The organism is Bosea sp. 124, assembly GCF_003046175.1.
Lineage (GTDB): Bacteria > Pseudomonadota > Alphaproteobacteria > Rhizobiales > Beijerinckiaceae > Allobosea.
The window spans coordinates 2,230,762-2,252,841 of the sequence record NZ_PZZM01000001.1; the positions used below are offsets into that span (position 1 = coordinate 2,230,762).

Annotated in this window: 19 protein-coding genes; 15 read left to right on the top strand and 4 right to left on the bottom strand. The window is 61.9% G+C overall.

Annotated elements, in window-relative coordinates; all coding sequences use genetic code 11:
- Nucleotides 1-159 precede the first annotated feature (159 nt).
- A complete protein-coding gene (locus C8D03_RS10510; protein WP_108046210.1) occupies nucleotides 160-1,353 on the bottom strand; it encodes an AAA family ATPase in 1,194 nt (397 codons plus the stop codon).
- Between the two features lie 520 nt (nucleotides 1,354-1,873).
- Between C8D03_RS10510 and C8D03_RS10515 the strand changes: the two genes are divergently transcribed.
- From C8D03_RS10515 to C8D03_RS10540, 6 genes are all read left to right on the top strand, one after another.
- Nucleotides 1,874-2,143 carry a hypothetical protein gene (locus tag C8D03_RS10515; protein ID WP_146170143.1) on the top strand — a complete coding sequence of 90 codons (270 nt, stop codon included), beginning with the start codon at nucleotides 1,874-1,876 and terminating at the stop codon, nucleotides 2,141-2,143.
- Between the two features lie 137 nt (nucleotides 2,144-2,280).
- Nucleotides 2,281-3,537: a DNA (cytosine-5-)-methyltransferase gene (gene dcm / locus C8D03_RS10520; protein WP_108046212.1), complete on the top strand. Its 1,257-nt coding sequence runs from the start codon at nucleotides 2,281-2,283 to the stop codon at nucleotides 3,535-3,537.
- The gene (locus C8D03_RS10525; RefSeq protein ID WP_108046213.1) at nucleotides 3,530-3,985 is read left to right on the top strand and encodes a very short patch repair endonuclease; all 456 of its coding nucleotides are present in this window, start codon (nucleotides 3,530-3,532) and stop codon (nucleotides 3,983-3,985) included. The genes dcm and C8D03_RS10525 overlap by 8 nt, the downstream gene beginning before the upstream one ends.
- A complete protein-coding gene (locus C8D03_RS10530; RefSeq protein ID WP_210203915.1) occupies nucleotides 3,982-5,313 on the top strand; it encodes an MvaI/BcnI family restriction endonuclease in 1,332 nt (443 codons plus the stop codon). Before C8D03_RS10525 ends, C8D03_RS10530 begins: the two co-directional genes overlap by 4 nt.
- A gap of 4 nt (nucleotides 5,314-5,317) precedes the next feature.
- Nucleotides 5,318-6,340, top strand: coding sequence for an SIR2 family protein (locus tag C8D03_RS10535; RefSeq protein ID WP_108046214.1), 1,023 nt, complete (start codon nucleotides 5,318-5,320; stop codon nucleotides 6,338-6,340).
- 9 nt (nucleotides 6,341-6,349) lie between these two features.
- Nucleotides 6,350-8,104 (top strand): ATP-binding protein, encoded by a 1,755-nt coding sequence (locus C8D03_RS10540; protein ID WP_108046215.1) that lies wholly within the window; start codon nucleotides 6,350-6,352, stop codon nucleotides 8,102-8,104.
- A 24-nt stretch (nucleotides 8,105-8,128) separates the two neighbouring features.
- Here C8D03_RS10540 and C8D03_RS26105 read toward each other — a convergent pair whose 3' ends face one another.
- Nucleotides 8,129-9,022, bottom strand: coding sequence for a hypothetical protein (locus C8D03_RS26105; RefSeq protein WP_146170144.1), 894 nt, complete (start codon nucleotides 9,020-9,022; stop codon nucleotides 8,129-8,131).
- A gap of 187 nt (nucleotides 9,023-9,209) precedes the next feature.
- On the opposite strand from C8D03_RS26105, the gene C8D03_RS10550 reads away from it, so the two are divergent.
- Both C8D03_RS10550 and C8D03_RS10555 read left to right on the top strand, forming a co-directional pair.
- Nucleotides 9,210-9,800 carry a recombinase family protein gene (locus tag C8D03_RS10550; RefSeq protein ID WP_108046217.1) on the top strand — a complete coding sequence of 197 codons (591 nt, stop codon included), beginning with the start codon at nucleotides 9,210-9,212 and terminating at the stop codon, nucleotides 9,798-9,800.
- Nucleotides 9,797-10,978: a GIY-YIG nuclease family protein gene (locus C8D03_RS10555; RefSeq protein ID WP_108046218.1), complete on the top strand. Its 1,182-nt coding sequence runs from the start codon at nucleotides 9,797-9,799 to the stop codon at nucleotides 10,976-10,978. Before C8D03_RS10550 ends, C8D03_RS10555 begins: the two co-directional genes overlap by 4 nt.
- 621 nt (nucleotides 10,979-11,599) lie before the next feature.
- On the opposite strand, the gene C8D03_RS10560 is transcribed toward C8D03_RS10555, so the two are convergent.
- On the bottom strand, nucleotides 11,600-12,493 hold the full coding sequence (locus tag C8D03_RS10560) for a LysR family transcriptional regulator (protein WP_108046219.1): 894 nt from the start codon (nucleotides 12,491-12,493) through the stop codon (nucleotides 11,600-11,602).
- A 440-nt stretch (nucleotides 12,494-12,933) separates the two neighbouring features.
- Between C8D03_RS10560 and C8D03_RS10565 the strand changes: the two genes are divergently transcribed.
- The 7 genes from C8D03_RS10565 (at nucleotide 12,934) to C8D03_RS10595 (ending at nucleotide 21,013) form a co-directional block, all read left to right on the top strand.
- Nucleotides 12,934-14,175, top strand: coding sequence for a metal-dependent hydrolase family protein (locus C8D03_RS10565; RefSeq protein ID WP_108046220.1), 1,242 nt, complete (start codon nucleotides 12,934-12,936; stop codon nucleotides 14,173-14,175).
- 199 nt (nucleotides 14,176-14,374) lie between these two features.
- The gene (locus C8D03_RS10570; RefSeq protein WP_146170145.1) at nucleotides 14,375-15,316 is read left to right on the top strand and encodes a carbohydrate ABC transporter permease; all 942 of its coding nucleotides are present in this window, start codon (nucleotides 14,375-14,377) and stop codon (nucleotides 15,314-15,316) included.
- Nucleotides 15,313-16,179, top strand: coding sequence for a carbohydrate ABC transporter permease (locus C8D03_RS10575; protein ID WP_108046222.1), 867 nt, complete (start codon nucleotides 15,313-15,315; stop codon nucleotides 16,177-16,179). Before C8D03_RS10570 ends, C8D03_RS10575 begins: the two co-directional genes overlap by 4 nt.
- A gap of 47 nt (nucleotides 16,180-16,226) precedes the next feature.
- Nucleotides 16,227-17,555 (top strand): ABC transporter substrate-binding protein, encoded by a 1,329-nt coding sequence (locus tag C8D03_RS10580; RefSeq protein WP_181300863.1) that lies wholly within the window; start codon nucleotides 16,227-16,229, stop codon nucleotides 17,553-17,555.
- Nucleotides 17,556-17,622: 67 nt separating this feature from the next.
- Nucleotides 17,623-18,675 carry an ABC transporter ATP-binding protein gene (locus C8D03_RS10585; protein WP_108046224.1) on the top strand — a complete coding sequence of 351 codons (1,053 nt, stop codon included), beginning with the start codon at nucleotides 17,623-17,625 and terminating at the stop codon, nucleotides 18,673-18,675.
- A gap of 104 nt (nucleotides 18,676-18,779) precedes the next feature.
- Nucleotides 18,780-19,862, top strand: coding sequence for a 3-isopropylmalate dehydrogenase (gene leuB, locus C8D03_RS10590; RefSeq protein ID WP_108046225.1), 1,083 nt, complete (start codon nucleotides 18,780-18,782; stop codon nucleotides 19,860-19,862).
- Nucleotides 19,863-20,050: 188 nt separating this feature from the next.
- Nucleotides 20,051-21,013, top strand: a complete 963-nt coding sequence (locus tag C8D03_RS10595; RefSeq protein ID WP_181300865.1) for a C-terminal binding protein — start codon at nucleotides 20,051-20,053, stop codon at nucleotides 21,011-21,013.
- A gap of 82 nt (nucleotides 21,014-21,095) precedes the next feature.
- Here the strand turns inward: C8D03_RS10595 and C8D03_RS10600 are convergent, their stop codons facing one another.
- The gene (locus tag C8D03_RS10600) at nucleotides 21,096-21,929 is read right to left on the bottom strand and encodes an SDR family NAD(P)-dependent oxidoreductase (protein ID WP_181300867.1); all 834 of its coding nucleotides are present in this window, start codon (nucleotides 21,927-21,929) and stop codon (nucleotides 21,096-21,098) included.
- Between the last annotated feature and the right edge of the window lie 151 nt (nucleotides 21,930-22,080).

Sequence of the window (22,080 nt, forward strand, 5' to 3'; positions counted from 1 at the left end):
AATTTTCCATTCGAATTGCCCAGGCCATTACCTAGAATGTGCCACGGCCAGTTTGGCCGTGGCAATTAAAAGCGGGATCTTGACCGACATAAGGAGATTGGCGCGCTCAAAATCCGCATAAGCCCCGCCCGGGGGGCTGCAAAAAAGACGCCAGGCCGTCTAACTTGATTCAGATTCGGACCTACCAGCAGGCCTATAAAATTTAACCCGTGCACCACGCTTTCCCGTTGGGCCAAGGTCAAATTCCTCGAGCAACTTCTGACTGACGAGAGCCTCGAAGGTCTTAACCAGCCAAAGCTGATCGAGTTTGGGATCAAGATTCAGCGCTTCGGCCACCACGCGGCCCAGCCACAGCTCATCATTGACCGCCGTCTTCCATGTCAATTCGGCGGCAAGATCCAGGATGATTCCCACCTCATCTTCGGCTGCCGGATCTGTTCGTGCCGGGCGGACCGGTACGGCAACGGCCGTCCTGCGGATGCGGCCGCTCTTTGGCTGGACTGGAACAAGATCATGCTTCGGATAAAGCTCGATGACGCCCACATGGTCACCTATCATTCGCGGTCCATTCGCCTGAGGCCCATTTAACAGAGTCCGAGTTCCGAGAGTGACCACATGGCTTCCCTCGGTTCGATGGAAGTTTGACTTCGTCTCCACGATGCGCACGTGCTTGCCGCCGGGACGGAGGTCCAGGCGCTCGATGACCTCTGCGTCATATACGGGCACCAAGGTCCGGATGTAGCGGGCAGCGTCGCGGAGCGCGCTTGCACCGCGGGCACCATCACTCCCTTCTCTGGTGTCCTTGGCTTGATGATGCACGAGATGCACTGCGCATTCGCCCTCACGCGCAATCCGCTTCCAGGCCCTCGCGACCTTGTCGATTTTTGAGTTATCGTTCTCTGACACAGCGTGCGTGCAAATGAACGGATCGACGATAACGACATCGATTTTACCCTTGATCGCATTGATAAGGTCTTCGATGACAGCGTCATTTAAGCCGTCAGGCCCGGCAATCTGAATCTGTTGCCTGTCGACACAGTCGACGTGGAGGTTTTTGCTCCGCCATGCGTGATGTGCAGCGCAAGCTGCCGCGATCCGCCGGTCCATTTCCTCCTTGTCATCCTCGGCACTGAGATACCAAACCCTCAGGTTCATCGGCTGGTGGCCAAACAACGAAAACCCACCCGCCATCGAGACCGCTTCTGTGATGCAAAGCGTGGATTTTCCTAGTCCGCCCGGTCCAACCGTTAGAGAAACCTGCCCCATCTGATAGGCCGGACCGCAAAGGAAATTCCGTTGAGGGATCTCGTGGTCATCGAGCCACGTGTAGGGAGTAGGGGTGAGCGAAGTCATGATGGCTCCTGACAGATGTAAATGCCAAAAAGCCGATAGACCCGTTGAGATATCGCTGATTTTTTGCGTGTAAGAGAAGTTAATGGATCGGTCAGCTCGCCATCAAATTTCGAATGGCGATGGGTTCACGCAGCGCCTCAGGCTCCGCGCCCAGACGCCCTTGTGACAACAGCACGTCAGACGCGCACGAGCATGGCGGCCTGACGCGCAAATGCTGGCGGAAAGCGGGGGCGTCAGCAAGCGGGCTTGGCTTCGCCAGGCAGCGGAGCAACGTTCCGGAGGCAGTAGGTCCCGCGTCCCGTCTTCTGCGTCGCCATGCTGACGTTCCTGCGCTACCTTGTTGAACCGGTCACGTTGCCGGCGAATTGCAGCCAGCAGACCGGAGAACGCAGCATTCTCCCGCCCCGGCCGACTGGCGTCTGATATGCCCGATTCTTTTGCAGAGGCGGTCTACCGACCGCCGGGGTAGCACCGCGGCGTCGACGCAGCTACGACAGAGGCTCAGGCACGGGACACGATTTTGAAGAGACTGCAGGACGGTCAGTATCCATTTCGGGAAGAATATTACCCGCTGACCGCCATGGTGATGACCGAGGCGCCGCCGGAGCTGGAGGTGTTTCTGGCAGCGCAGGCGAAAGCCAGCGGCATCAAGATTGTCCGCGACGAACCGGTGGAGCTGGTCTGCGCGGCGCCGGACATGGAAACCAACCGGTTTATGGTGTTCTGGCCGTCCGGTTCGGAGCGCATGCACCTTCTGGTGCCGAGGCATCTGGCCACGGGCTTGGCCTGACTGGGCCAGCAGGCACCGAAACCTCCTGTTAAAACCTGCCCAATAAAAGAACAATTCATGAACATCGGCATTGCCCGGCGGGAAGGCTGGTGCCAGACTGACGGCAAATGACACAGATAAAGCGAATCGGCTCCCGCATGCGCCCCAGCCAGAAAACCGAGTTCACCCGCCTGCATGAGCAGGCCGGCATGACGTTCGAGGAAGCCGTCGCCTTTCTGGCGGTGTCGGAGAGAACGGCACAGCGTTACCAGAGCGGCGAGCGCGAGCCGACCCGCTTGGGTCTGCGGATGCTGAAACAGGCAGCTGCGAAGCGATGTGCGCCGATCGAGACCGGTCGGCCGGCATTCCGGTTCATCGACCTGTTCGCCGGCATCGGCGGGCTGCGCATGGGGTTCGAGACCATCGGCGGGCGCTGCGTGTTTACGTCCGAGTGGGATCTGCATTCGCAGAAAACTTACGCGATGAATTTCCCCGACAATCACCCGATCGCGGGCGACATCCGGGAGTTCTCGAAAGATCCCGGCACCATTCCCGAGCACGACGTGCTGCTGGCGGGCTTTCCCTGTCAGCCGTTCTCGATTGCCGGCGTTTCCAAGAAAAACTCACTGGGCCGGCCGCACGGATTCCTGTGCGACACACAGGGCACCCTGTTCTTCGACACCGCCCAGATCATTGCCCACCACAAGCCGGCGGCGTTTCTCCTGGAGAACGTGAAGAACCTTGAGGGGCATGATGGTGGACGAACCTTCGCCACCATCATGAACGTCCTGAAAAACGAGCTGGGCTATCACGTTCAGCACCGGGTCATCAGTTCGGAGCCCTGGGTTCCCCAGAAGCGCCAGCGGGTGTTTATCGTCGGTTTCCGCGAGCCGAATGACTTTGATTTGAAGGCACTTAAGCTGCCGTTGGCCGAGAACGGGCCAAAGCTGGGCTCGATCCTGCTGCCGCCCGACCAGGTCGATCCGAAATACACCCTCACGCCCAAGCTCTGGCAGTATCTCCAGGAATACAAGAAGAAGCACAATGCCGCCGGCAACGGCTTCGGCTTCAGCCTGTTCGGCCCGAATGATGTCTCCCGGACCCTCTCGGCGCGGTATTACAAGGACGGGTCCGAGGTCCTGATCGACCAGCCCGGCCAGCGTCCCCGGCGCCTGACGCCCCAGGAGTGCGCCAGGCTGATGGGCTTCGAGCGCCCCGGCCAACCGTTCCGGATTCCGGTATCCGACACCCAGGCCTATCGCCAGTTCGGCAATGCGGTGGTGGTGCCGGTGGTGGAGTTCGTGGCCGCTGCCATGCGGCCCTACATCGAGGCCGCCCTGGCCAAACAGGCCGCGCGACCCGCACCCCAGGCCTATGTCCGTGAACGCGCGGAGCCGATCGCTGCTCATGGCTGACACGGTCTCGCCCGAGGTTCGCAGCCGGATGATGTCCGGTATTCGCGGGCGTGACACCAAGCCGGAAATGATATTGCGGAAGGGGCTGCATGCGGCCGGCTTCCGGTTCCGTCTGCACGACCGGGCGTTGCCAGGCCGGCCGGATATGGTGTTCCCGCGCCGGCGGGCGGTTCTCTTTGCCCATGGCTGCTTCTGGCATGGGCACGACTGCCACCTGTTCCGCTGGCCGGCATCCCGCGATGAGTTCTGGCGGACGAAGATCCGCCGGAACCAAGAAGTCGACGAGCGTGCTACAGAGCACCTGGGCGCCGCCGGCTGGCGCCATGGCGTCGTCTGGGAGTGCGCTTTGAAGGGCAGGACCCGGCTGCCGCTCGCGGACGTGATCGAGGCCTGTGCCTCGTGGCTGCGCAGCGACGTGCCGACGCTGGAAATCCGGGGCCTCGCATGAGCAACGCCCTGCCCAATCTCAGCCTTGAAATGCTCCGGCGGATGATGGTCGCCCATGGCGTCCAGCAGCTGCTCGTGAAGGAGCTTGCCGCAAACGACAACTCCAAGAACCAGCCCTATCTGGGCGGCAGCCTCGACATCCTGAACCTGTTGCCCATGGGCGAGGTCCGGGAGGAAACCACGGCCGCCGGCCGGAGCGGGCTGAAGGCGCCGCTGCCGTTTTCATGGCTGAGGGAAGACGGAACGCTTACCGAGGCGCCGAACACCCAGCTGATCCTCTATCCGCAGTATCCGGAGATCCGCCTGTCGGGCTTCCTGAAAGGGACGCGCGGCGGCCCCAATGAGCTGATGACCGCCCGCCAGGCGGGGCGCCTTTTGTTTTTTGGCATCACGGCCGATCGCCGGATTATTGGCTGGGTTACGGCGCCGGACAGCCCGCTTGCCGATGAAATCCGGGCCCTTGGCGAGCTGCAGCGCACCGGCATCTTCCAGCACGTCCCGATCGGCACGGCCGACACCTCTCGGGACCGGCTGCTGCGAAAGCTGCGCGATATCCATGGTCTCGGCTGGTTGCCTTCGCAGCGGCTCTATACCGGCGGTGTGGTCGGTCCTTGCACCGGCACCAACTGCGGCGGCTACACCCTGGAATCCCACCTCGACATCGTGCCGAACGGCCGCGCCGAGCCCGACTTTGAGGGTTGGGAAATCAAGGGGCACACGGTCACCGACTTCGTCCGGTATTCCAGCGGGCCGCTGACGCTGATGACCCCCGAGCCAACAGGCGGCTATTACAAATCGGACGGGCCCGAGGCGTTCGTCAGGAAATACGGCTATGCCGACAAGGCCGGCCGGCCCGATCGCCTGAACTTCGGCGGTATTCACAAGCTCGGGGAGACCCATGCCGGCACCGGCCTGACCATGCAGTTCATCGGCTACGATCCGGCCAAAAACCGCATCACGGACCCAAAGGGCGGGTTCACGCTGGCAGATGCTGCCGGCAACGAGGCAGCGACATGGCATTTCGCCGGGTTGCTGGCCCATTGGAACAAGAAGCACGCCAAGGCGGCATATGTGCCGTTCAAGGCCCGCATGGAGCCTGATCAGCAGTACAGCTATGGCGCCCGCGTCCGGCTCGGCGAGGACACCGACTTCCTGCGCTTCCTGCAGGCGATGGCGCTGCGGAAGGTGTATTACGATCCGGGCATCAAGGTGGAAGGGGCATCGACCGCTCGGCCGACCGTGAAGCGGCGAAGCCAGTTCCGCATCCGCTCGAATGACATTCCGTCCCTCTATGCGTCGATGACCGAAACAGACGTCATGGTGGTGTGACCGGATGGATCTCGATGGCATCGCAAAACTTGCCCAGAGCTGCTTTGCCAGCAATCCGGTGATCGTGCTCGGAAGTGGGGCTTCCGCAGCTCACCAACTCCCGGGAATGGACGCGCTCAGGGACCACCTGACCGCCAACATTGTCGCGGAGGGCGCCGAGGAAATCGCATCGTGGAACGCCGTCAGGCAGTCGTTGGATGCGGGGGAGCATCTGGAGCAGGCGCTGATCGGCAAGGATTTGCCTGTGGCACTGACGCGAAAGATTGTTGCCGGAACCTGGCAGTGCATCAACATCGGCGACAAGGCGTTATTCCAGCGCGCCATGACCGCGGACGAAGCATTTCCTTTGGGTTCCCTGCTGGCCGCTCTCTTTCGCAGCAGCAACAAGACAGTCGATATCGTCACTACAAACTATGACCGCGTCGCCGAGTATGCCTGCAATTCGGCAGATCTACTGTTCTCGGCAGGCTTTGTACCTGGCTACCTTCAGGCGCGTGAAGGCGTCGACCCGGTGTGCTTCTCGCGAGCCGGCAAGCAAATGAGGGCTGTCAGGATATGGAAGGTTCACGGCTCGCTTGACTGGTTTGAAAGAGCCGATGGCAGCACTGTTGCCGCGCCACTTTTCGATCTTCCAAACGCTGCGCTTACACCCCTCATCGTCACGCCGGGGTTCAACAAGTTTGAGCGCACCCATGATGAACCATTTCGTTCTGCGATTCAGGGCGCCGACAGGGCCCTCGAGAATGCAGAAGCGTTCTTGTGCGCAGGCTTCGGATTCAGGGACACCCACATCGAACCCAAGATGCTGGGCCGATGCAGGCAGAAAAGCCTCCCCGTAACCGTTCTGGCGCGGTCGCTTACCGACGAGGCCCGCACGTTTCTGCGGATGAAGGCCGGCGCCAAATACCTTGGCATTGAGCGTAATGGTACCGGGTCGAAAATATATGTAGCCGAGCATCCGGATGGAATTGATATTGCAGATCAAGATTTCTGGTCTTTGGACGGATTTCAAAAACTAGTAATTTGAGGGGGAAACATGCCGATTTTTGATTTTAAGGACGAAGACGCATTAGGCTGCGTCATTTCAGTCGATACAGCTACTGTGACCATTCGCGTCGATGCCATCGATCGCCTACGCCGGATTCAGGTCAATCGGCTTACGGTTTTGCAAAGCAGCCGGGCCGGGCAGCACCTCATTGGGATCGTGACCCGGATAACCCGGCGGGCGGATGATCGCGCCGACGAGCCGATTGGTGAAGTCGATCCGATTGACCAGGTGCTCCCTCAGAATAACCTCGTCAGGATCACATTGATCGGTACGCTGCTGGACCGCGTTGGAACGAAAGAGAACGTGTTCCGGCGGACGCTGGAGACGGTGCCCGAAATTGATGCGAACTGCTTTGCCCTCGAGGGCGAGCGTCTGACACAGTTTATGCAGGTCATCTCGAATGTCGGAGCTGACGGTCCACGCCTGTCGCTGGGCTCGTTCACCCTTGACGATGAGGCGGTTGCCTACCTGAACGGGAACAAGCTTTTCCAGCGCCATGCCGTCATTGTCGGTGGCACCGGTTCCGGCAAATCGTGGACGACAGCACGCTTGCTGGATCAGGTCGCCCAGCTGCCTCAGGCCAATGTCATCCTTTTCGACATCCATGGCGAATATAAGCCACTTGTGGGCGATGAATTCCGCCACTACCGCATTGCGGGGCCCGTCGATCTCGAGAAGGGAACCGGGCTGGCCGAGGGCGTATTGCACCTTCCATACTGGTTGCTCGGCTACGAGGCGCTGATCTCTCTGTTCGTTGACCGGACAGACCAGAATGCCCCCAACCAGTCGATGATGATGACGCGCTGCATCACGGACGCCAAAAGAGCCACGCTCGCGGATCCGGCACACGCCGATATTCTAGCGAACTTCACGATCGATAGCCCTGTCCCGTTCGATATCTCAGCGGTTCTGACTGAGCTTGGCCGACTCAACGAAGAAATGGTGCCCGGCGCCAAGGCCGGGACCGAGAAGCAAGGGCCGTACTTTGACAAGCTCAGTCGCCTTATTGCGAGGCTGGAGGCCAAACGTCAGGATCGGCGCCTCGGGTTCATTTTCCAGCCCCCCGCGCAGTGCATGGATATGGGCTGGCTCGCCGAGGTGGTTCATCTGCTGATCTGCGGCCGTGGCGCGCAGGCGGATGCCAAGGGCGGCATCAAAATCATCGACTTTTCCGAGGTTCCCTCTGACGTCCTGCCGTTGATGGTCAGCCTTCTGGCCCGGCTGGTGTTTACGACCAATCAGTGGACAGAACAGGCCGATCGGCACCCGATAGCGCTCCTGTGCGATGAAGCTCATCTTTATATCCCGGAGCGCGCCGCTGCCGACAGCAGCGACGCCGTTTCGGTCGAAATTTTTGAACGGATTGCGAAAGAGGGTCGGAAATATGGGATCGGGCTGGTTGTCATCAGTCAGCGCCCGGCCGAGGTAAACCGTACCGTACTCAGCCAGTGCAACAACGTCATCGCCATGAGGCTGACCAACGGCGACGACCAAACCGTCATCCGCAGGTTGCTGCCTGACAGTCTCGGCAGCTTCGGCGACCTGTTGCCTGTGCTAGACATCGGCGAGGCGCTTGTCGTGGGTGATGCGAGCCTGCTGCCAACGCGCGTGCGCGTTGCCGAGCCACGTCACAAGCCGAACAGCCAGACCGTAGCGTTCTGGGACTGCTGGAACGAGGGGGCATTCAAGGGTGATGCGCCGAAGTCAGTCAAAGCGTGGAGGCGACAGAGCTTTCAGGTCTAATGAAGACTGATTGATCAGCTCAACTCAGAGATCAAAGGCGGACCTGCCGACAACGTTATGCATATCTTCACAGAACTGGGTCAAAGGCCTGTAGAGGGCCGTGCCATTGATATTTACAGCGTATTGGCGGTTGCCATCCGCATCGAGTTTTAAATTGAGTATATCCAGCGTTGTGTCAGGCATGTAGATCGCCGAAAAGCCCATACGCTTGTAAAGCTGCATGCGGCGCTTGGTCCAGAATTCGCTGGGAGTGTCGAAAAACCCAAACCCGATGCCTTCAATCGAATTTGCAGAATACAGAAGCCGCTCTTTGGCCTTCTCTGATTTTACAGAAATAACGAGGTTAGTTGGCGCGCAGGGTATAAGAATATCGCCGAGCGCCTTCAGATCATTCATTTTGCCCTCATTGAGCAAAATGTGTCCTGGCATTCGCCAGACTGGCCAGTTCTTATTGTCCAGTTCCATGGCCGGTATCCCGGCAGACGTCAGGACTTCGCTGCAAAGCAACTCCATGATGGTACCGCCCATCCCTTGGAAATCGCGCGCGGGCGGGTAGGCCCAGCCGAGCGTTTTCGGATGCTGTACCTTGAATGCTTCGACAACGTTTGCATCCGTGATGCGGCCACCGACGGAAAGTTCGCACAGATGGACGATCGCATGGGCAGACGGCGCGAGGTCGACTTGATTGTACAGGCATGGGCAGGACCGCAGCAGGCGCCTTAAGGCCGCTGCATTGGTCGTTGGAGCACTTTGCAGGATGGCAGGCTTGGAAGGCGGCGCTCCGAACAGGCTGTTCAGACTGGAAAGGAGAGCTGACTTTTCGATTCCGGGACGCAGCTTTAGTTCTGGACGATCGAGGGTTTCGGCCCAGGATGAAACTGGCGAGCCCAACGGGCAATAGGGATGTAGGCAAAGCATCTGGCGTTCTCTAAGCGACCCGCCAGAGTAGGAGCGAATTGATGAGGAATTTCCTGGAGTTGATGCCGGAGAGCTGATTTATGCATAAATCAATACTTTTGCATAAGCACCTCACCCTTGCCCTGCCCAAGGCTTGCGATATGCAAAAGATACTTGCATAAGTCAGGGGTCAGCGTAGGCTGTTTCCATGCCGATATATGGATACGCCCGCGTCTCGACAGACGGTCAGACCCTCGATGCCCAGCGGGCCGGTTTATTGGCAGCCGGTGCGGAGAAGGTGTTTCAAGAAACCGCCAGCGGCGTGAAGACCGACCGTAGGGAACTGGCCAGGGCGCTAAAGGTGCTGAACGCGGGTGACACCCTTTTGGTGACCCGCCTCGACCGTCTCGCGCGATCGACGCGCGATCTTCTCAACATCCTGGACGGGGTCAGTAAGGCTGGCGCCGGATTCCGGTCCCTGGCCGATGCATGGGCCGACACCACCACCCCGCACGGCCGCCTGATGCTCACGGTCCTGGACGGGCTTGCCGAGTTCGAGCGCGAGCTGATCAAGGCCCATACCGGCGAGGGTCGCGCCCGTGCGGTGGCACGAGGCCAGCATATGGGCAGGCCAGGCGCGCTTACCCGCCACCAGCGTGATGAGGCGCTGCAAGCCCTTGAGTCAGGAACGGCCACACAAGCCGATCTGGCCAGACGATTCAACGTAAGCCAGGCAACAATCTCCAGGCTGGCACGATCTCCTTCAACTTATGCTTTCCCGCTGCGAAACTCCGGATGAACGAGAACAACCCGTATGGATTTCGCCGCAAATCCACAGGCCGTCATCGTATCAAGCAAATTGATGGTGTCATCATCGAGTGCAGCTCGCGCGTCGCCAAAAGCGGAAGTCAGGCCCACTGGTTCAAGATCGGCACCGAGGGCTACACACTTTTCGCCGAAGATGATCTTTCGCCGGTCGTGGTGGGTGATCGCGTTCAATTTGATTACGAGATCCGCCGATATCGGTCGGGATCGCGCCAGGAATATTATGCAGTTATCGCGGACACTTTGACGGTTCTGACACCCAGCCAGCTCGGATCGCCCGTCTCAGGCAGCGTTTACGTCCTGAGCAATCCGTCGATGCCAGACCTTCTGAAGGTTGGCTTCACGACAGGCGCCGTTTCGAAACGAGCGGCGGACCTCTCTGGCGTAACCGGTGTTCCGACCGGGTTCACGATCGAGTGGGTCCAGCCAGTAACGGGAGATGCGCGAGCGGTTGAGCAGCGAGCCCACGCCCATTTGGCCGCGCACAGGACCGGCAAGGAGTTCTATCGAGTGCCCCTGCAGGTGGCGAAAAATGCTGTGATAAGCAGTTTTGCCGAGCTTTATCCGAATGAAGCCATGACCATGCATCAAGCCTTTTCGGAGCGTGCTGCGGCCGAGCTGGAACGGCGCGCCAAGCTGGTCGCGATCGCGGCGCGCAAGGCCGAACATCTTAGAATGGCTGACGAGCGGAAGACTTACGAGGCATCCCATAAAGGGCAATGGCGATTGCACGGCATTGTCGAGGTCGTTCTAAGGGATTTTGATCAGGAGCCAGAGCGCCGCCACCCGTCGTTGTGGACCAGATTGATAGGGGTCAAATTCGAGGACTATGCCGAGTTCAATATCGAGGCCAGACAACAGGCGGACGAAATCGTCTGGCATTTCGACGCCTTATGGCGCTCGCGCGAGAAGGGATATGGCGTAACATCCCAGTACGCCTCCCCCGATGAAGCGCAAACAGCCCTGCTGGAGAAAGTCGAACGTCTCTGCATAAGAAACTATAGAGCGACGATTAAGGTGCCGAATAAATTGATTGTTAATCCGCCGGAGCTTCCATCGAACTATCGCAATCCTCGCGTAACACTTCAGATCCCATCCATTGATGAACTAATCTTCCGGCCGGAAGAGATTGCGCCTCGGCGCCGCAGGTAGACGCAGCGCGCCGGGCTCAAATGGTCCGCGTTGCAGAGCAGAGCGCGCGTCGATTCTACTCGACACTAATTATGGTCTCTCTACGTTCTCAATTTGCGTCATGATAATCACCCCTCTCGGGGATGGGGTTGCGACATCATGCGGGCGTTATGGAAGGCTGGAATACGTATTGGCGCACCACCGGGTCCACTTGCTCCCCTTGCGGGAGATCACGGACGATCGAGGCACGAATTTGGTTTGCACTCGACCCGCTATCGCATTGAAACTAAACGCTTCGTTTTTTACCGGGTTTGCAAAATTTCCCAATGCAATCAATGAATCTCCTTAGACTACGAATCTGAGGGTCAGAGGTTCGAATCCTTTCGGGCGCGCCATTTACCAAATCCATGACGATTCTGGACATTCGACGGACCGTCCTCGCCGGTCTGTGACGGGTGTGAGTGGCCCTGGCGAGCGTGTTTCGCCGCGTCCGATTACTCCAGAGACGCTCTGAACGCTTATAACAACGTCGCGTGACCCCGGCCGCATGCGGTCGAGCGGCAATGCTGTCGTTTCGGCGGCGCGCTGTCTTCTCTGCCGATGCCGAAAGGCGCTCTGGGCGCGGCCAGGCGGCGGATATCGCTACCGGCTGTCGCGATTGGTCAGGTGTTTGAGAAGCAGGCGCACGGGGGCGGGCAATGTCCGGCTGTCCTGGACGCAGATGTTCCATTGGCGCAGGGCCCAGGGTTCGTCGAGCGGCCGCGCCACGACATTGCCGCTGGCCAGATAGCGCGCGGCGCAGACTTCCGGCACCAGGCCGACGCCAAGCTGGGCCTCGACCATGCTGCAGACCGTCTCGAAGCCGTTGACCCTGACCGGCATTTTCAGCGGGCGCGACAGTTCGGACGCGGCCCGCAGCACGAGCGAGTCGAGGTAGCTGCCCTTGCTGGGGCCGATGAGGTCATGACTGGCCAGAGCCTCGAAGCGGATTTCGGCATGTCTGGCGAGGGGGTGGCCGGCATGCATCAGAACGACCAGGCGGTCCGACGTGTAGGGGATGATCCGTAGGCCGGCGCGCGGGACGACGCCGCCGAAGACGCCGATATCGGCGGAGTTCTCGGCAACGGCCTCGACGGCCTGCTGGCTGGTTCCTTCCTGCAGATCGATGCGAATGGCCGCATGCGTGGCGAGGAACTCCCGCAGGTCGGATGGCAGATGCTGGATGATGGTCGAGACGCTGGCGGAAATACGGACATGGCCGCTGACGCCGCTGGCATGATGGGCGAGCTCGATCTCCATCTGCTTCATGTCGCGCATCAGCACCCGGGAATGGTGCAGCAGCGAATGCGCGGCCGGCGTCAGCTCCAGACCCTTCGAGTTCCGGTAGAAGAGCGGTGTATTCAGGCGCACCTCGAGATCCGCGATGCGCTTGCTGACGGCCGATGCTGCGATGTGTTCGCGATCGCCGGCGCGCGCCATGCTTTGTTCTTCGCAGACGGCGACGAACAGTTCGAGTGACAGCAGATCAAATCGCACTTGGCCAACTCCGTATCCGACGGCCGCGTTTCAGGCGACGCGAGAGCCCCGCAGGCTGCATAGCCCGGACGGAACCATATCGCAGCCGGCGTTTCCATCGCGGTTCGCGATGTGCGCGTTCCGAAAGACGGCTTCTCCCCGGCGGGCGAATTGTGGACGGTATCGATATTCGCCCGGCGCCGCATTCAAAGCGAGTGCGTCTGTCTGGTCGAAGCATTTCGTCTTGCCTCCTGGCGGGGCGAAGGCGGGTCCGGTCCTTCAGGGCAACGCTGGTGGCGACAGCGATGACCGGCCGGGGCGCCAGGTGAAATTGTTCTTTCGTGACTCGGGATGTTCGACGCTTCGCGGTTTGCCCGTCATGTCGTGGCGAGCCCGGCCCATCGTCTGCGTTGGCGACCGCAGTTGCGTTTGACGGCCAATGGTGAAAAGGCGCGCGCCCCATGCAGTCCTATATTTTTGAGAACGCTCGCATTCTCGACGGTTCCGTCGAGGACGGGGTTCACGACCAGTTCGTACGGGTTTCCGGGAACCTGATCGAGGAGGTCTCCGACAAGCCCATCAAGGATACGAATGCCCGCCGCATCGACCTGCGCGGCAAGACTTTGATGCCCGGCCTGATCGACTGCCATGTGCATCTCAACTGCGGGGGCCTGCACGAGCCGGACCAGAACGCAGAGCTGCCGAACGAGACGGTCCTCTACCATTCCGTCCGTCTCATGAAGGAGATGCTCAACCGCGGCTTCACCACCGTGCGCGATCTCGGCGGGGCGACATTCGCGCAGGTTCAGGCCGTCGAGCAGGGGCTGGTACAGGGGCCGCGCCTGGTCATCTGCGGCAAGGCCATGGTGCAGACCGGCGGGCACTCCGATTACCGCACGCGCCACGACACGGATAGCGGCAAGCGCCATCTGCGCCAGCTCGGTGCGGTCGGGCGCATCGTCGACGGCGTCGACGACTGCCGCAAGGCCGCCCGCGACGAAGTGCGCAAGGGCGCTCAGTTCATCAAGGTGATGGCCAATGGCGGCGCGGCATCGTCGCATTTTCCACGGCCCTATCTCGGCTTTTCGATGGAAGAGCTGCGCGTCTTCCAGGACGAGGCCGACAAGGCCAAGATGTATTGCTCCGTGCACACGCATACCGACGAGGCGGTGGCCCGGGCGCTCGAGCTCGGCATCCACTCGATCGAGCACGCCACGCTGATCACGCCGGAAACCGCGGAGACGGCGGCGCGGCAAGGCGCGATCGTCTGCCCGACGATCTCCGCCTATGAGGCCCAGATTCGCGAGGGTGCGCGACTCGGCCTCGATCCGGGCTTTGTCGAGCGGCTGAAGTGGGTGCGTGCCCGCGGCCCGGAATCGCTTGAGATCATGCGCGCCGCCGGCGTCAAGCTGGCCTATGGCACCGACGTGCTGGGCTCGATGTACAGCTACCAGTCCGAGGAGTTCATGATCCGCAACGAGGTCATCCCGGCGCTGGAGGTGATCAAATCGGCGACGCTGAACGCTGCCGAGCTGGTCCGGATGCCGGGCAAGGTCGGCACGGTCGCGCCCGGGGCCTTCGCCGATCTCCTGGTGCTGGAGAAGGATCCGCTGAAGGACATCTCCGTGCTGGCCCATCAGGGCCGCTACATGTCGATGATCGTCAAGAACGGCGAGCTGATCAAGGACGAACTGGCCGCCTGATCTGAGGGCCGGGGCTGCGCCCATAACTCAGGCACCGCCCCCGTGCTGCGAGCCGTGCCGCCAGCCTTGCCTGTGGTGTCGGGCCGCATCGTGGAACGCGATGACAGCGTTCCAAGAAAATTCTTCATATGGGCGCCGAGGCGCCCATATGATGTCAATAATAAAGAAAATCTAAAGATTCATCCGCCGGGAGGGCGCATTGGATAGTTCTATTGCCTCGCCTTTGCGCGGAAATGAAGTCGTTCGCACGCGCAGGCGAAAGCGTTTCGACCTGTTCCCGTATATCCTCCTGCTTCCCATCATCCTTCTGCTTGGCGCCGTCATCGTCTACCCGCTGATCCAGGCGGTGTCGCTGTCGCTGACCAACGCCTCGCTGCTCAATGTCAGCCGGGCGCGCTTCGTCGGGCTGCAGAACTTCTACAATCTCTTCAACGACCGGATCTTCCTCGAGGGTGCGTGGCGGACGGTGCGCTGGGTGGGCGCCGTCGTGATCGGCGAAGTCCTGATCGCGCTGCCGATGGCACTGCTGCTCAACCGCCGCTTCGTCGGTCGCACCTTCGTCCGCGTCGCGATGATGCTGCCCTACATCACGCCGCCGGCGGTGGTGGCCCTGCTGTTCCTCTACATCGTCGACGGCAATTTCGGCATCTTCAACGAAATCCTCGTCAAGCTCGGCATCCAGTCCGCCTATACGCCCTGGATGAGCAGCCCGACCGCCAGCTTCTGGGTCGTGGTCTCGGCCATGATCTGGTACGGCACGCCGCTGATGGTCCTGATCCTGCTGGCGGCGCTGCAGACGATTCCGGCAGATCTCTACGAGGCGGCCGACGTCGACGGCATCGGCAGCTTCGCGCAGTTCTGGCACATCACGCTGCCGCATATCCTGCCGAGCCTGGCCTTCATCGCGCTGCTGCGCACGATCTTCATGTCAAACCATATCGACATGATCTTCGTCATGACGACCGGCGGGCCGGGCTTCGCGAACTATACGGAGGCCGTCTACAGCTTCCACCTCACCAACGAGTTCCGCATCGGCTACGCCTCCGCCGTCGCGGTGATGCTCTCTCTCGTGCTGATGGTCGGCGCGGCGCTCTATGTCCGCTACCTCGCACGCAACGTCCTGAAGCAGTCCGAGCCATGAGCATGTCGAAGACACGCCGCAACCGGGCGAGCAACCTGTGGACCCTCATCGGCGCCGCCGCGATCCTGGTCTATTCGCTGGGACCGTTCATCTGGCTGTTCATCGCCTCGATCACGCCGGAGCTGAAGGCCGACTTCTTGCGGCCCCAGACCTATGACCGGCAGATCACCTACTTCCCGAGCAACCCGACGATCCAGAATTATTTCGACCTGTTCCAGAACGTGCCTTTCGCGACCTATCTGCGAAATTCCACGATCATCTCGACCGGGAATATGCTCCTCTCGCTGACGGTGGCCTGCCTCGGCGCCTATGCCTTCGTGCGCTTCCGCTTTGCCGGCCGCAATTCTCTGCTGGTGAGCATGCTGGTGGCGTACACCATTCCGAGCGTCGTGCTGCTCGTGCCGCTGCTGGTGATCTTCCGGAGCTATGGGCTGAACAACACGCATCTGGGCATGATCCTGGCCGAATCGACCGCCTCGGCGCCCTTCGTCCTGCTGCTGATGATCAACTATTTCTCGACGCTGCCGCGAGAGATCGAGGAGGCGGCTCAGGTCGATGGCTGCGGCCGGCTGAAGATCCTGTGGCGCATCGTCCTGCCGCTGTCGCTGCCGGGCCTCGTCGCCGGAGGGCTGCTCGCCTTCATCATGAGCTGGAACAACTTCCTGTTCGCCTTCCTGCTGACTTCGACCAGCGAGGTGAAGACCTTGCCGATCCTGATGCGGCAGTTCGCGCAGGGCGAGCCGAATGTCTGGGGCGTCAGCGCGGCGGGCGCGATGCTCAGCGCCCTGCCGGTGGCGATCATCTTCGTGGTGTTCCAGCGCATGCTGATGAACGGGCTCGCGGCAGGCGCGGTCAAAGGCTGACTTAGCCGGCTGTGATGACTTCAAAAAATAAAACGAGGGAGAGGAGCATGACCAAGATGACCAAATCGGGAGCTGCCGACAAGGCAAAGGCGGGAACGAAGGCGCTATCGCGGCGCTCGGTTCTCGGAATGATGGGTGCCGCTGCGGGCGGTCTCGCCGTCGATGGGACATCCGCACTCGCGCAAGCGCCGGCTTCGCCTGCCGTCCGCAAGAAGGTGAAGGTCGTCTACTGGAACTGGGCCGACAATCCCAACCACCAGAAGATCTCGGTCGACTCGGTGGCGATGTTCAACAAGTCGCAGAACTTCGTCGAGGTCGAACTCGACGCCCAGATGGCCGTCGGCGAAGTCCGCAAGAAGCTCGTCGTGGCCTATGCCGCCGGCGGCGCGCCGGATATTTGCATGGCCGTGCAGTACTGGGTCCAGGACTTGCACATGAACGGCATCATCGCGCCGCTCGACCCCTATTTCGACAAGTGGGACGCCAAGAACGACTACTACCCGAACCTCATCGAGAAGGCGCATTCCAAGCCCGGCCAGCCGCTGCTCTACCTGCCGATCGCGAACCTCGTCTACTTCCTCTACTACCGCGCCGACTGGACCAAGGAACTCGGGCTGCAGCCGCCGGAAACCTATGACCAGATGCTCGCGCTCGGCAAGGCGATGACCAGGGCCCCCGATCGCTACGGCTATGCCGTCCGCGGCCAGCCGTACCAGGCGATCGAGATCTGGCTGCCGATCCTGCGCAGCGCCGGCGTCAAGATGGTCGACGAGAAGGGCAATGTCGATTTCGATTCACCCGCTGCCATCGACATGGTCTCCAAATGGATCGGGCAGCTCACCAAGGACAAGTCTGCTCCGCCGACCGCGGTCAATGATGGCATGCGCGAAATCTACAGCCTGCTGCAGAACGGCAAGGCGGGGATGTGGGTCTACGCGTCGCAGTCCAGCCCGGCGCTCACCACCACGCTGGGCGACAACATCCAGGGTGTCGTCACCCCGCGCATCGGCAGCGAGCATTTCAGCCTCAACAATCCCGAGGGACCTCTGATGACCTCCTCGTGCAAGGAGAAGGAGGCGGCCTTCGAGTTCATGAAGTTCATGTCTTCAGGCGAGGCCGCGCTGCTTTATACGCGCGACCGCGTCGTCCCGCCTGCCCGCAGGTCGCTGGCGGCGCTCGACGTCTTCCAGAACAACCGCTTCATCAAGCTCTCGGTCGACACCGAGAAGACCTGGTGGAGCCCGCCCTACGAGCACGAGTTCTGGGCGCCCTTCCAGGACCGCATCGCGCCCTATTGGCAGGAAGCGCTGCGCGAGACGATCACCCCGAAGCAGTTCTGCGAGCAGGGCGCCCGCCTGCTGCGCGGCGAAGGCTGAGCATGAACGCCGGGCCGGGGCGCTCGCGTGCCCCGGCCCGGTCCCGCATCGAGAAAGTGGTAGACTGATGTCCAATGTGGTTTTGCGGCGCGTCATCAAGCGCTACGGCGCCGTCGAGGCGGTTCGCGGGATCGATCTCGAGATCGGAGCGGGCAGCTTCGTCGCCCTGGTCGGGCCGTCGGGCTGCGGCAAGTCGACGACCCTGCGCATGATCGCAGGGTTGGAAGACATCAGCGACGGCGACATCTCGATCGGCGGGCGCGTGGTGACGGACCTTCCGCCGAAGGACCGCGATATCGCCATGGTGTTCCAGAACTACGCGCTCTATCCGCATATGACGGTGGGCGACAACATGGCCTTCGCCCTGCGCCAGCAGCGCATCGACAAGGCCGAGATCAAGGCGCGCGTCGCCAATGCGGCGGGCATCCTCGAATTGACGCCGCTGCTCGACCGCTACCCCAAGCAGCTCTCCGGCGGGCAGCGCCAGCGTGTGGCGATGGGGCGCGCGATCGTGCGCGATCCCAAGGTGTTTCTGTTCGACGAGCCTTTGTCCAACCTCGACGCCAAGCTGCGCGTGCAGATGCGCACCGAGATCAAGCGATTGCACCAGCGCCTCAAGGCGACCACCGTCTATGTGACGCATGACCAGATCGAGGCGATGACGCTGGCCGACCAGATCGTCGTCATGCGCGACGGCATCATCGAACAGGCCGGGCCGCCTCTGGAGCTCTATGATCGGCCCGCCAACAGGTTCGTCGCGCAGTTCATCGGCTCGCCCGCGATGAACCTGCTGAAGGGTACGCTCGAGGCCGATGGCTTCAGAACGCCCGACGGCATCCTGCTGCCGGCGCCGAACGGAGTGGCTGCTCCAGGCACGAGCGCGATCTACGGCATCCGTCCGGAAGACATCTCGCTTGCCGATGACGGCGTCGAGGCCATCGTGGAGGTGATCGAGCCGACCGGCGCCGAGATCCAGATCTTCGCCAATATCGGCCAGCAGCAGATCTCCGCGGTCGTGCGCCAGCGCATTCGGGCCAGCCCGGGCGATGTCGTGCGGCTCAAGCCGGATTTCGACAGGATCCATCTTTTCGATTCTCAGGCGGGCGGCTGCCGGCTCTGAAAGCAGCGGCCGGTGCTGAGGCGGTCGACTGTTCCCGATGTTCTTCCCCCTATGAGCCGGCGCGCGCAGGCGCGGCGGCTCCTCATGATCTTTGGAGTTAGCTTATGAAAATCGCGGTTCTTCCTGGCGACGGCATTGGCCTGGAGATCATGGCGCAGGCGGTCAGCGTCCTGAAAACGGCGGTCGGCAATTCGGTCGCGCTCGAACTCGTCGAGGCGCCGATCGGGCAGGCCGGCGTCGATGCGGCGGGCGACCCGCTGCCGGCGGAGACGCTCGAGATCGCGCGCAAGGCCGAGGCGATCCTGTTTGGAGCCGCCGGCGTGCCCGGCGACGAAAAGATCCCCTATGCGATGCGCCCCGGCGCCAGCCTGCTGCGCCTGCGCAAGCATCTCGACCTGTTCGCGAATTTCCGGCCCGCCATCATGTTCCCGCAGCTCGTCGGCGCGTCGACGCTGCGGCCGGAGGTGGTCGAGGGGCTCGACCTGCTGATCCTGCGCGAACTGACCGGCGACATCTATTTCGGCGAGCCGCGCGGCTTCCGCACCACGGCCTCGGGCGAGCGCCAGGGCTTCAACACGATGGTCTACAGCGAATCGGAGGTCGAGCGGATCGCGCATGTGGCGTTCAAGGCCGCCCGCGGCCGCAACCGCAAGGTCTGCTCGGTCGAGAAGGCGAATGTGCTCGAATGTTCGCAGCTCTGGCGCGACGTCCTGGTTCGCGTCGGCCAGTCCTATCCCGACATCGAGCTGAGCCACATGTTCGTCGATGCCGCCGCGATGATGCTGATCCGCGCGCCCAAGCAGTTCGACGTCATCGTCACCGGCAACATCTTCGGCGACATTCTCTCCGACTGCGCCGCGATGCTGACCGGCTCGATCGGCATGCTGCCATCGGCCTCGCTGGGCGTCGGCAACAAGGGCCTGTACGAGCCGGTGCATGGCACGGCGCCCGACATCGCCGGCAAGGACATCGCCAATCCGCTCGCGCAGATCCTCTCCGCCGGGTTGATGCTGCGCTATTCCTTCGACCGCCCCGATCTCGACGACCGGATCCGCAACGCGGTCAGCAATGTGCTGTCGGACGGATACCGCACGGTCGATATCTTCGAGCCCGGCACCAAAAAGGTCGGAACGGTGGAGATGGGCGAGGCCGTCGTCGCCGCCTTGCACAAGCTGCCGCCTCGCTGAGGCGAGGCTGCATCGCGCCGCCCGGCCTGGCGGAAGGACATCGTGTCTGTCCGGAGATGAAAGCCCTCATCCCGAGGAGCGCCGCAGGCGCATCTCGACGGATGAGGGCTCGTTGAATTTTCAGGCGGTCTCCGAGGCATTGTGCCCGGTTGCCCGCTCAACAGCTATGGATCTGGAAGGTATCGGCCGTGAGCGCACAGCACGTCGTCAAAGTCGCCGATTGCGATCACGGCTCGATCGATATCGAGCAGGAGGTGCTGCGCGAGGTCTGTCCGGCGCTGCCGTGGCTGAATTGCAAGACCGAGGATGCCGTCATCGCGCAATGCGCCGATGCCGAGGCGCTGTTGATCATGTATGCGCCGCTGACGCGCCGCGTGCTCGGGCATCTGAAGCAGTGCAAGACGATCGTCCGGTACGGTGTCGGCGTCGATACGATCGACCTGAAGGCGGCGGCCGAACTCGGCATCAGCGTCAGCAACGTTCCCGACTACGGCACGCAGGAAGTCGCCGACCACGCTCTGGCGATGATGATGTGCCTGACGCGCAAGCTCATCCCGGCCAACCGGACGGTGAAGGAGGGGCATTGGGACTTCCGGTTGATGCGCCCGGTCCGCCGGCTTCAGGTCCAGACCGCCGGGCTCGTCGGGCTCGGGCGGATCGGCCAGGCGATGGCGCAGCGGGTTCTCGCGCTCGGCATGCGCGTCATCGCCCATGATCCCAACCTCCCGCCGGATCGGGTGCCGGCCGGCGTCGAGATGGTCGGGCTGGAGCAGTTGATGCGCGCGGCGGACGTCGTCTCGGTGCATTCGCCGCTGATGGCCGAGACCCGCAATCTGCTGAACGGCGACCTGCTGCGGCTGATGAAGCCGACCGCCTTTCTCGTGAACACGGCGCGCGGCAATCTCGTCGACGAGGTCACGCTGGATCAGCTCCTGTCGGAGGGCAAGATCGCCGGCGCGGGCATGGATGTGCTGGCGGTCGAGCCGCCTGCCGGCGCCCATCCCCTGTTCCGGCACGAGAACTTCATCTGCTCGCCGCATATGGCCTGGCATTCCGACGAGGCGGAACGCCAGCTCAAGCGCAGCGCCGCGGAGGAGGCGCTTCGCGTCCTGCGCGGGCAGCCTCCGAAATACCAACTGAACCGTTTCTGACCAGGCTGCGGCGTCATTCAGGGCGCCGCAGCCCGCCTGACCTGCCGCGCCGAAGCGTTCGTCGGCAGGTCAGGCGGGCTTGTCAATTCTTCTTCGGGAGCGCCGCCAGAGGGATCGCCAGTTCCGGCCAGGCGGCTGAGCGCATCTTCTGCGCGGCCGGGTCGGCGAGAGCGGGGTCCCAATCGATCGCGAGAATGCGCTGACCCGTGATGCCGTCACCCGCCTTGGTGAAGAGAGCGAGCATGGGAGGGGCCATGATCTCGACCGGGATCAGGGTGGCGCGATCCAGCCCCTCCTCGTCAGGCACCATCTGCGTATTGGCGGGCCCGCCCGGGAGAACGACATTGACGGTGATGCCGGAGCCCTCGAGCTCGCGCGACAGCATCAGGGAATAGGCCTCCACAGCCGCCTTCGACGGGCCGTAAGGCGAAAACCCGGGCCGCAGCATGGTGAAGAAGCTGGTGCCGACATTGATGATCCGGCCCCATTTCCGCGTGCGCAGGACCGGCACGACCTGCCGGGACATGAAGAACGGGCCGCAGATGTTGACCATCATGAAGCGCTGCCAGGTCTCCTCGCTGACGTCTTCGATCTGCATGTTCCGGGCCTGATAGCGCGGATGCACGGCGTTCATGCCGAGCGCTGCATTGTTGACGAGGATATCGAGGCCGCCGAATTGGCTGACCGTCGCTGCCACCGCAGCCTCGCAGCTCGCGGGGTCGGATACGTCGACCTTCAGGGCGAGAACGGCGTCCTTGCCATGCGCGTCCTGCAGCGCCATCACGCCGGCCTGGTCGATGTCCATCGCGGCGACGCGAATGCCCTGGACGACGAAAGCCTCGGTCAGGGCTTTGCCGATGCCGGCGGCGGCGCCGGTGACGATCGCGATCTTTCCCTGCAGCTCGGACTGAATCATGGTGCCTGTCCCCCCGTGTTCGACATTTCGGCCGGCGGTTCGGAGGCCGCTCTTGGCTCTCGTGCGGCACGGCTTTTGTCGTCCCATAAGCGCTTTGCCGGCCCAGTTAAAATCGTCGTTCAGAAGGACGGCGTCGTAGCGGACGATGAAG

Bases quoted from the DNA above. Each gene is read 5' to 3' on its own strand.
- C8D03_RS10510 (WP_108046210.1), bottom strand. From the start codon at position 1,353: ATGACTTCGCTCACCCCTACTCCCTACACGTGGCTCGATGACCACGAG.
- dcm (WP_108046212.1), top strand. From the start codon at position 2,281: ATGCGCCCCAGCCAGAAAACCGAGTTCACCCGCCTGCATGAGCAGGCC.
- C8D03_RS10525 (WP_108046213.1), top strand. From the start codon at position 3,530: ATGGCTGACACGGTCTCGCCCGAGGTTCGCAGCCGGATGATGTCCGGT.
- C8D03_RS10530 (WP_210203915.1), top strand. From the start codon at position 3,982: ATGAGCAACGCCCTGCCCAATCTCAGCCTTGAAATGCTCCGGCGGATG.
- C8D03_RS10535 (WP_108046214.1), top strand. From the start codon at position 5,318: ATGGATCTCGATGGCATCGCAAAACTTGCCCAGAGCTGCTTTGCCAGC.
- C8D03_RS10540 (WP_108046215.1), top strand. From the start codon at position 6,350: ATGCCGATTTTTGATTTTAAGGACGAAGACGCATTAGGCTGCGTCATT.
- C8D03_RS26105 (WP_146170144.1), bottom strand. From the start codon at position 9,022: ATGCTTTGCCTACATCCCTATTGCCCGTTGGGCTCGCCAGTTTCATCC.
- C8D03_RS10550 (WP_108046217.1), top strand. From the start codon at position 9,210: ATGCCGATATATGGATACGCCCGCGTCTCGACAGACGGTCAGACCCTC.
- C8D03_RS10555 (WP_108046218.1), top strand. From the start codon at position 9,797: ATGAACGAGAACAACCCGTATGGATTTCGCCGCAAATCCACAGGCCGT.
- C8D03_RS10565 (WP_108046220.1), top strand. From the start codon at position 12,934: ATGCAGTCCTATATTTTTGAGAACGCTCGCATTCTCGACGGTTCCGTC.
- C8D03_RS10575 (WP_108046222.1), top strand. From the start codon at position 15,313: ATGAGCATGTCGAAGACACGCCGCAACCGGGCGAGCAACCTGTGGACC.
- C8D03_RS10580 (WP_181300863.1), top strand. From the start codon at position 16,227: ATGACCAAGATGACCAAATCGGGAGCTGCCGACAAGGCAAAGGCGGGA.
- C8D03_RS10585 (WP_108046224.1), top strand. From the start codon at position 17,623: ATGTCCAATGTGGTTTTGCGGCGCGTCATCAAGCGCTACGGCGCCGTC.
- leuB (WP_108046225.1), top strand. From the start codon at position 18,780: ATGAAAATCGCGGTTCTTCCTGGCGACGGCATTGGCCTGGAGATCATG.
- C8D03_RS10600 (WP_181300867.1), bottom strand. From the start codon at position 21,929: ATGATTCAGTCCGAGCTGCAGGGAAAGATCGCGATCGTCACCGGCGCC.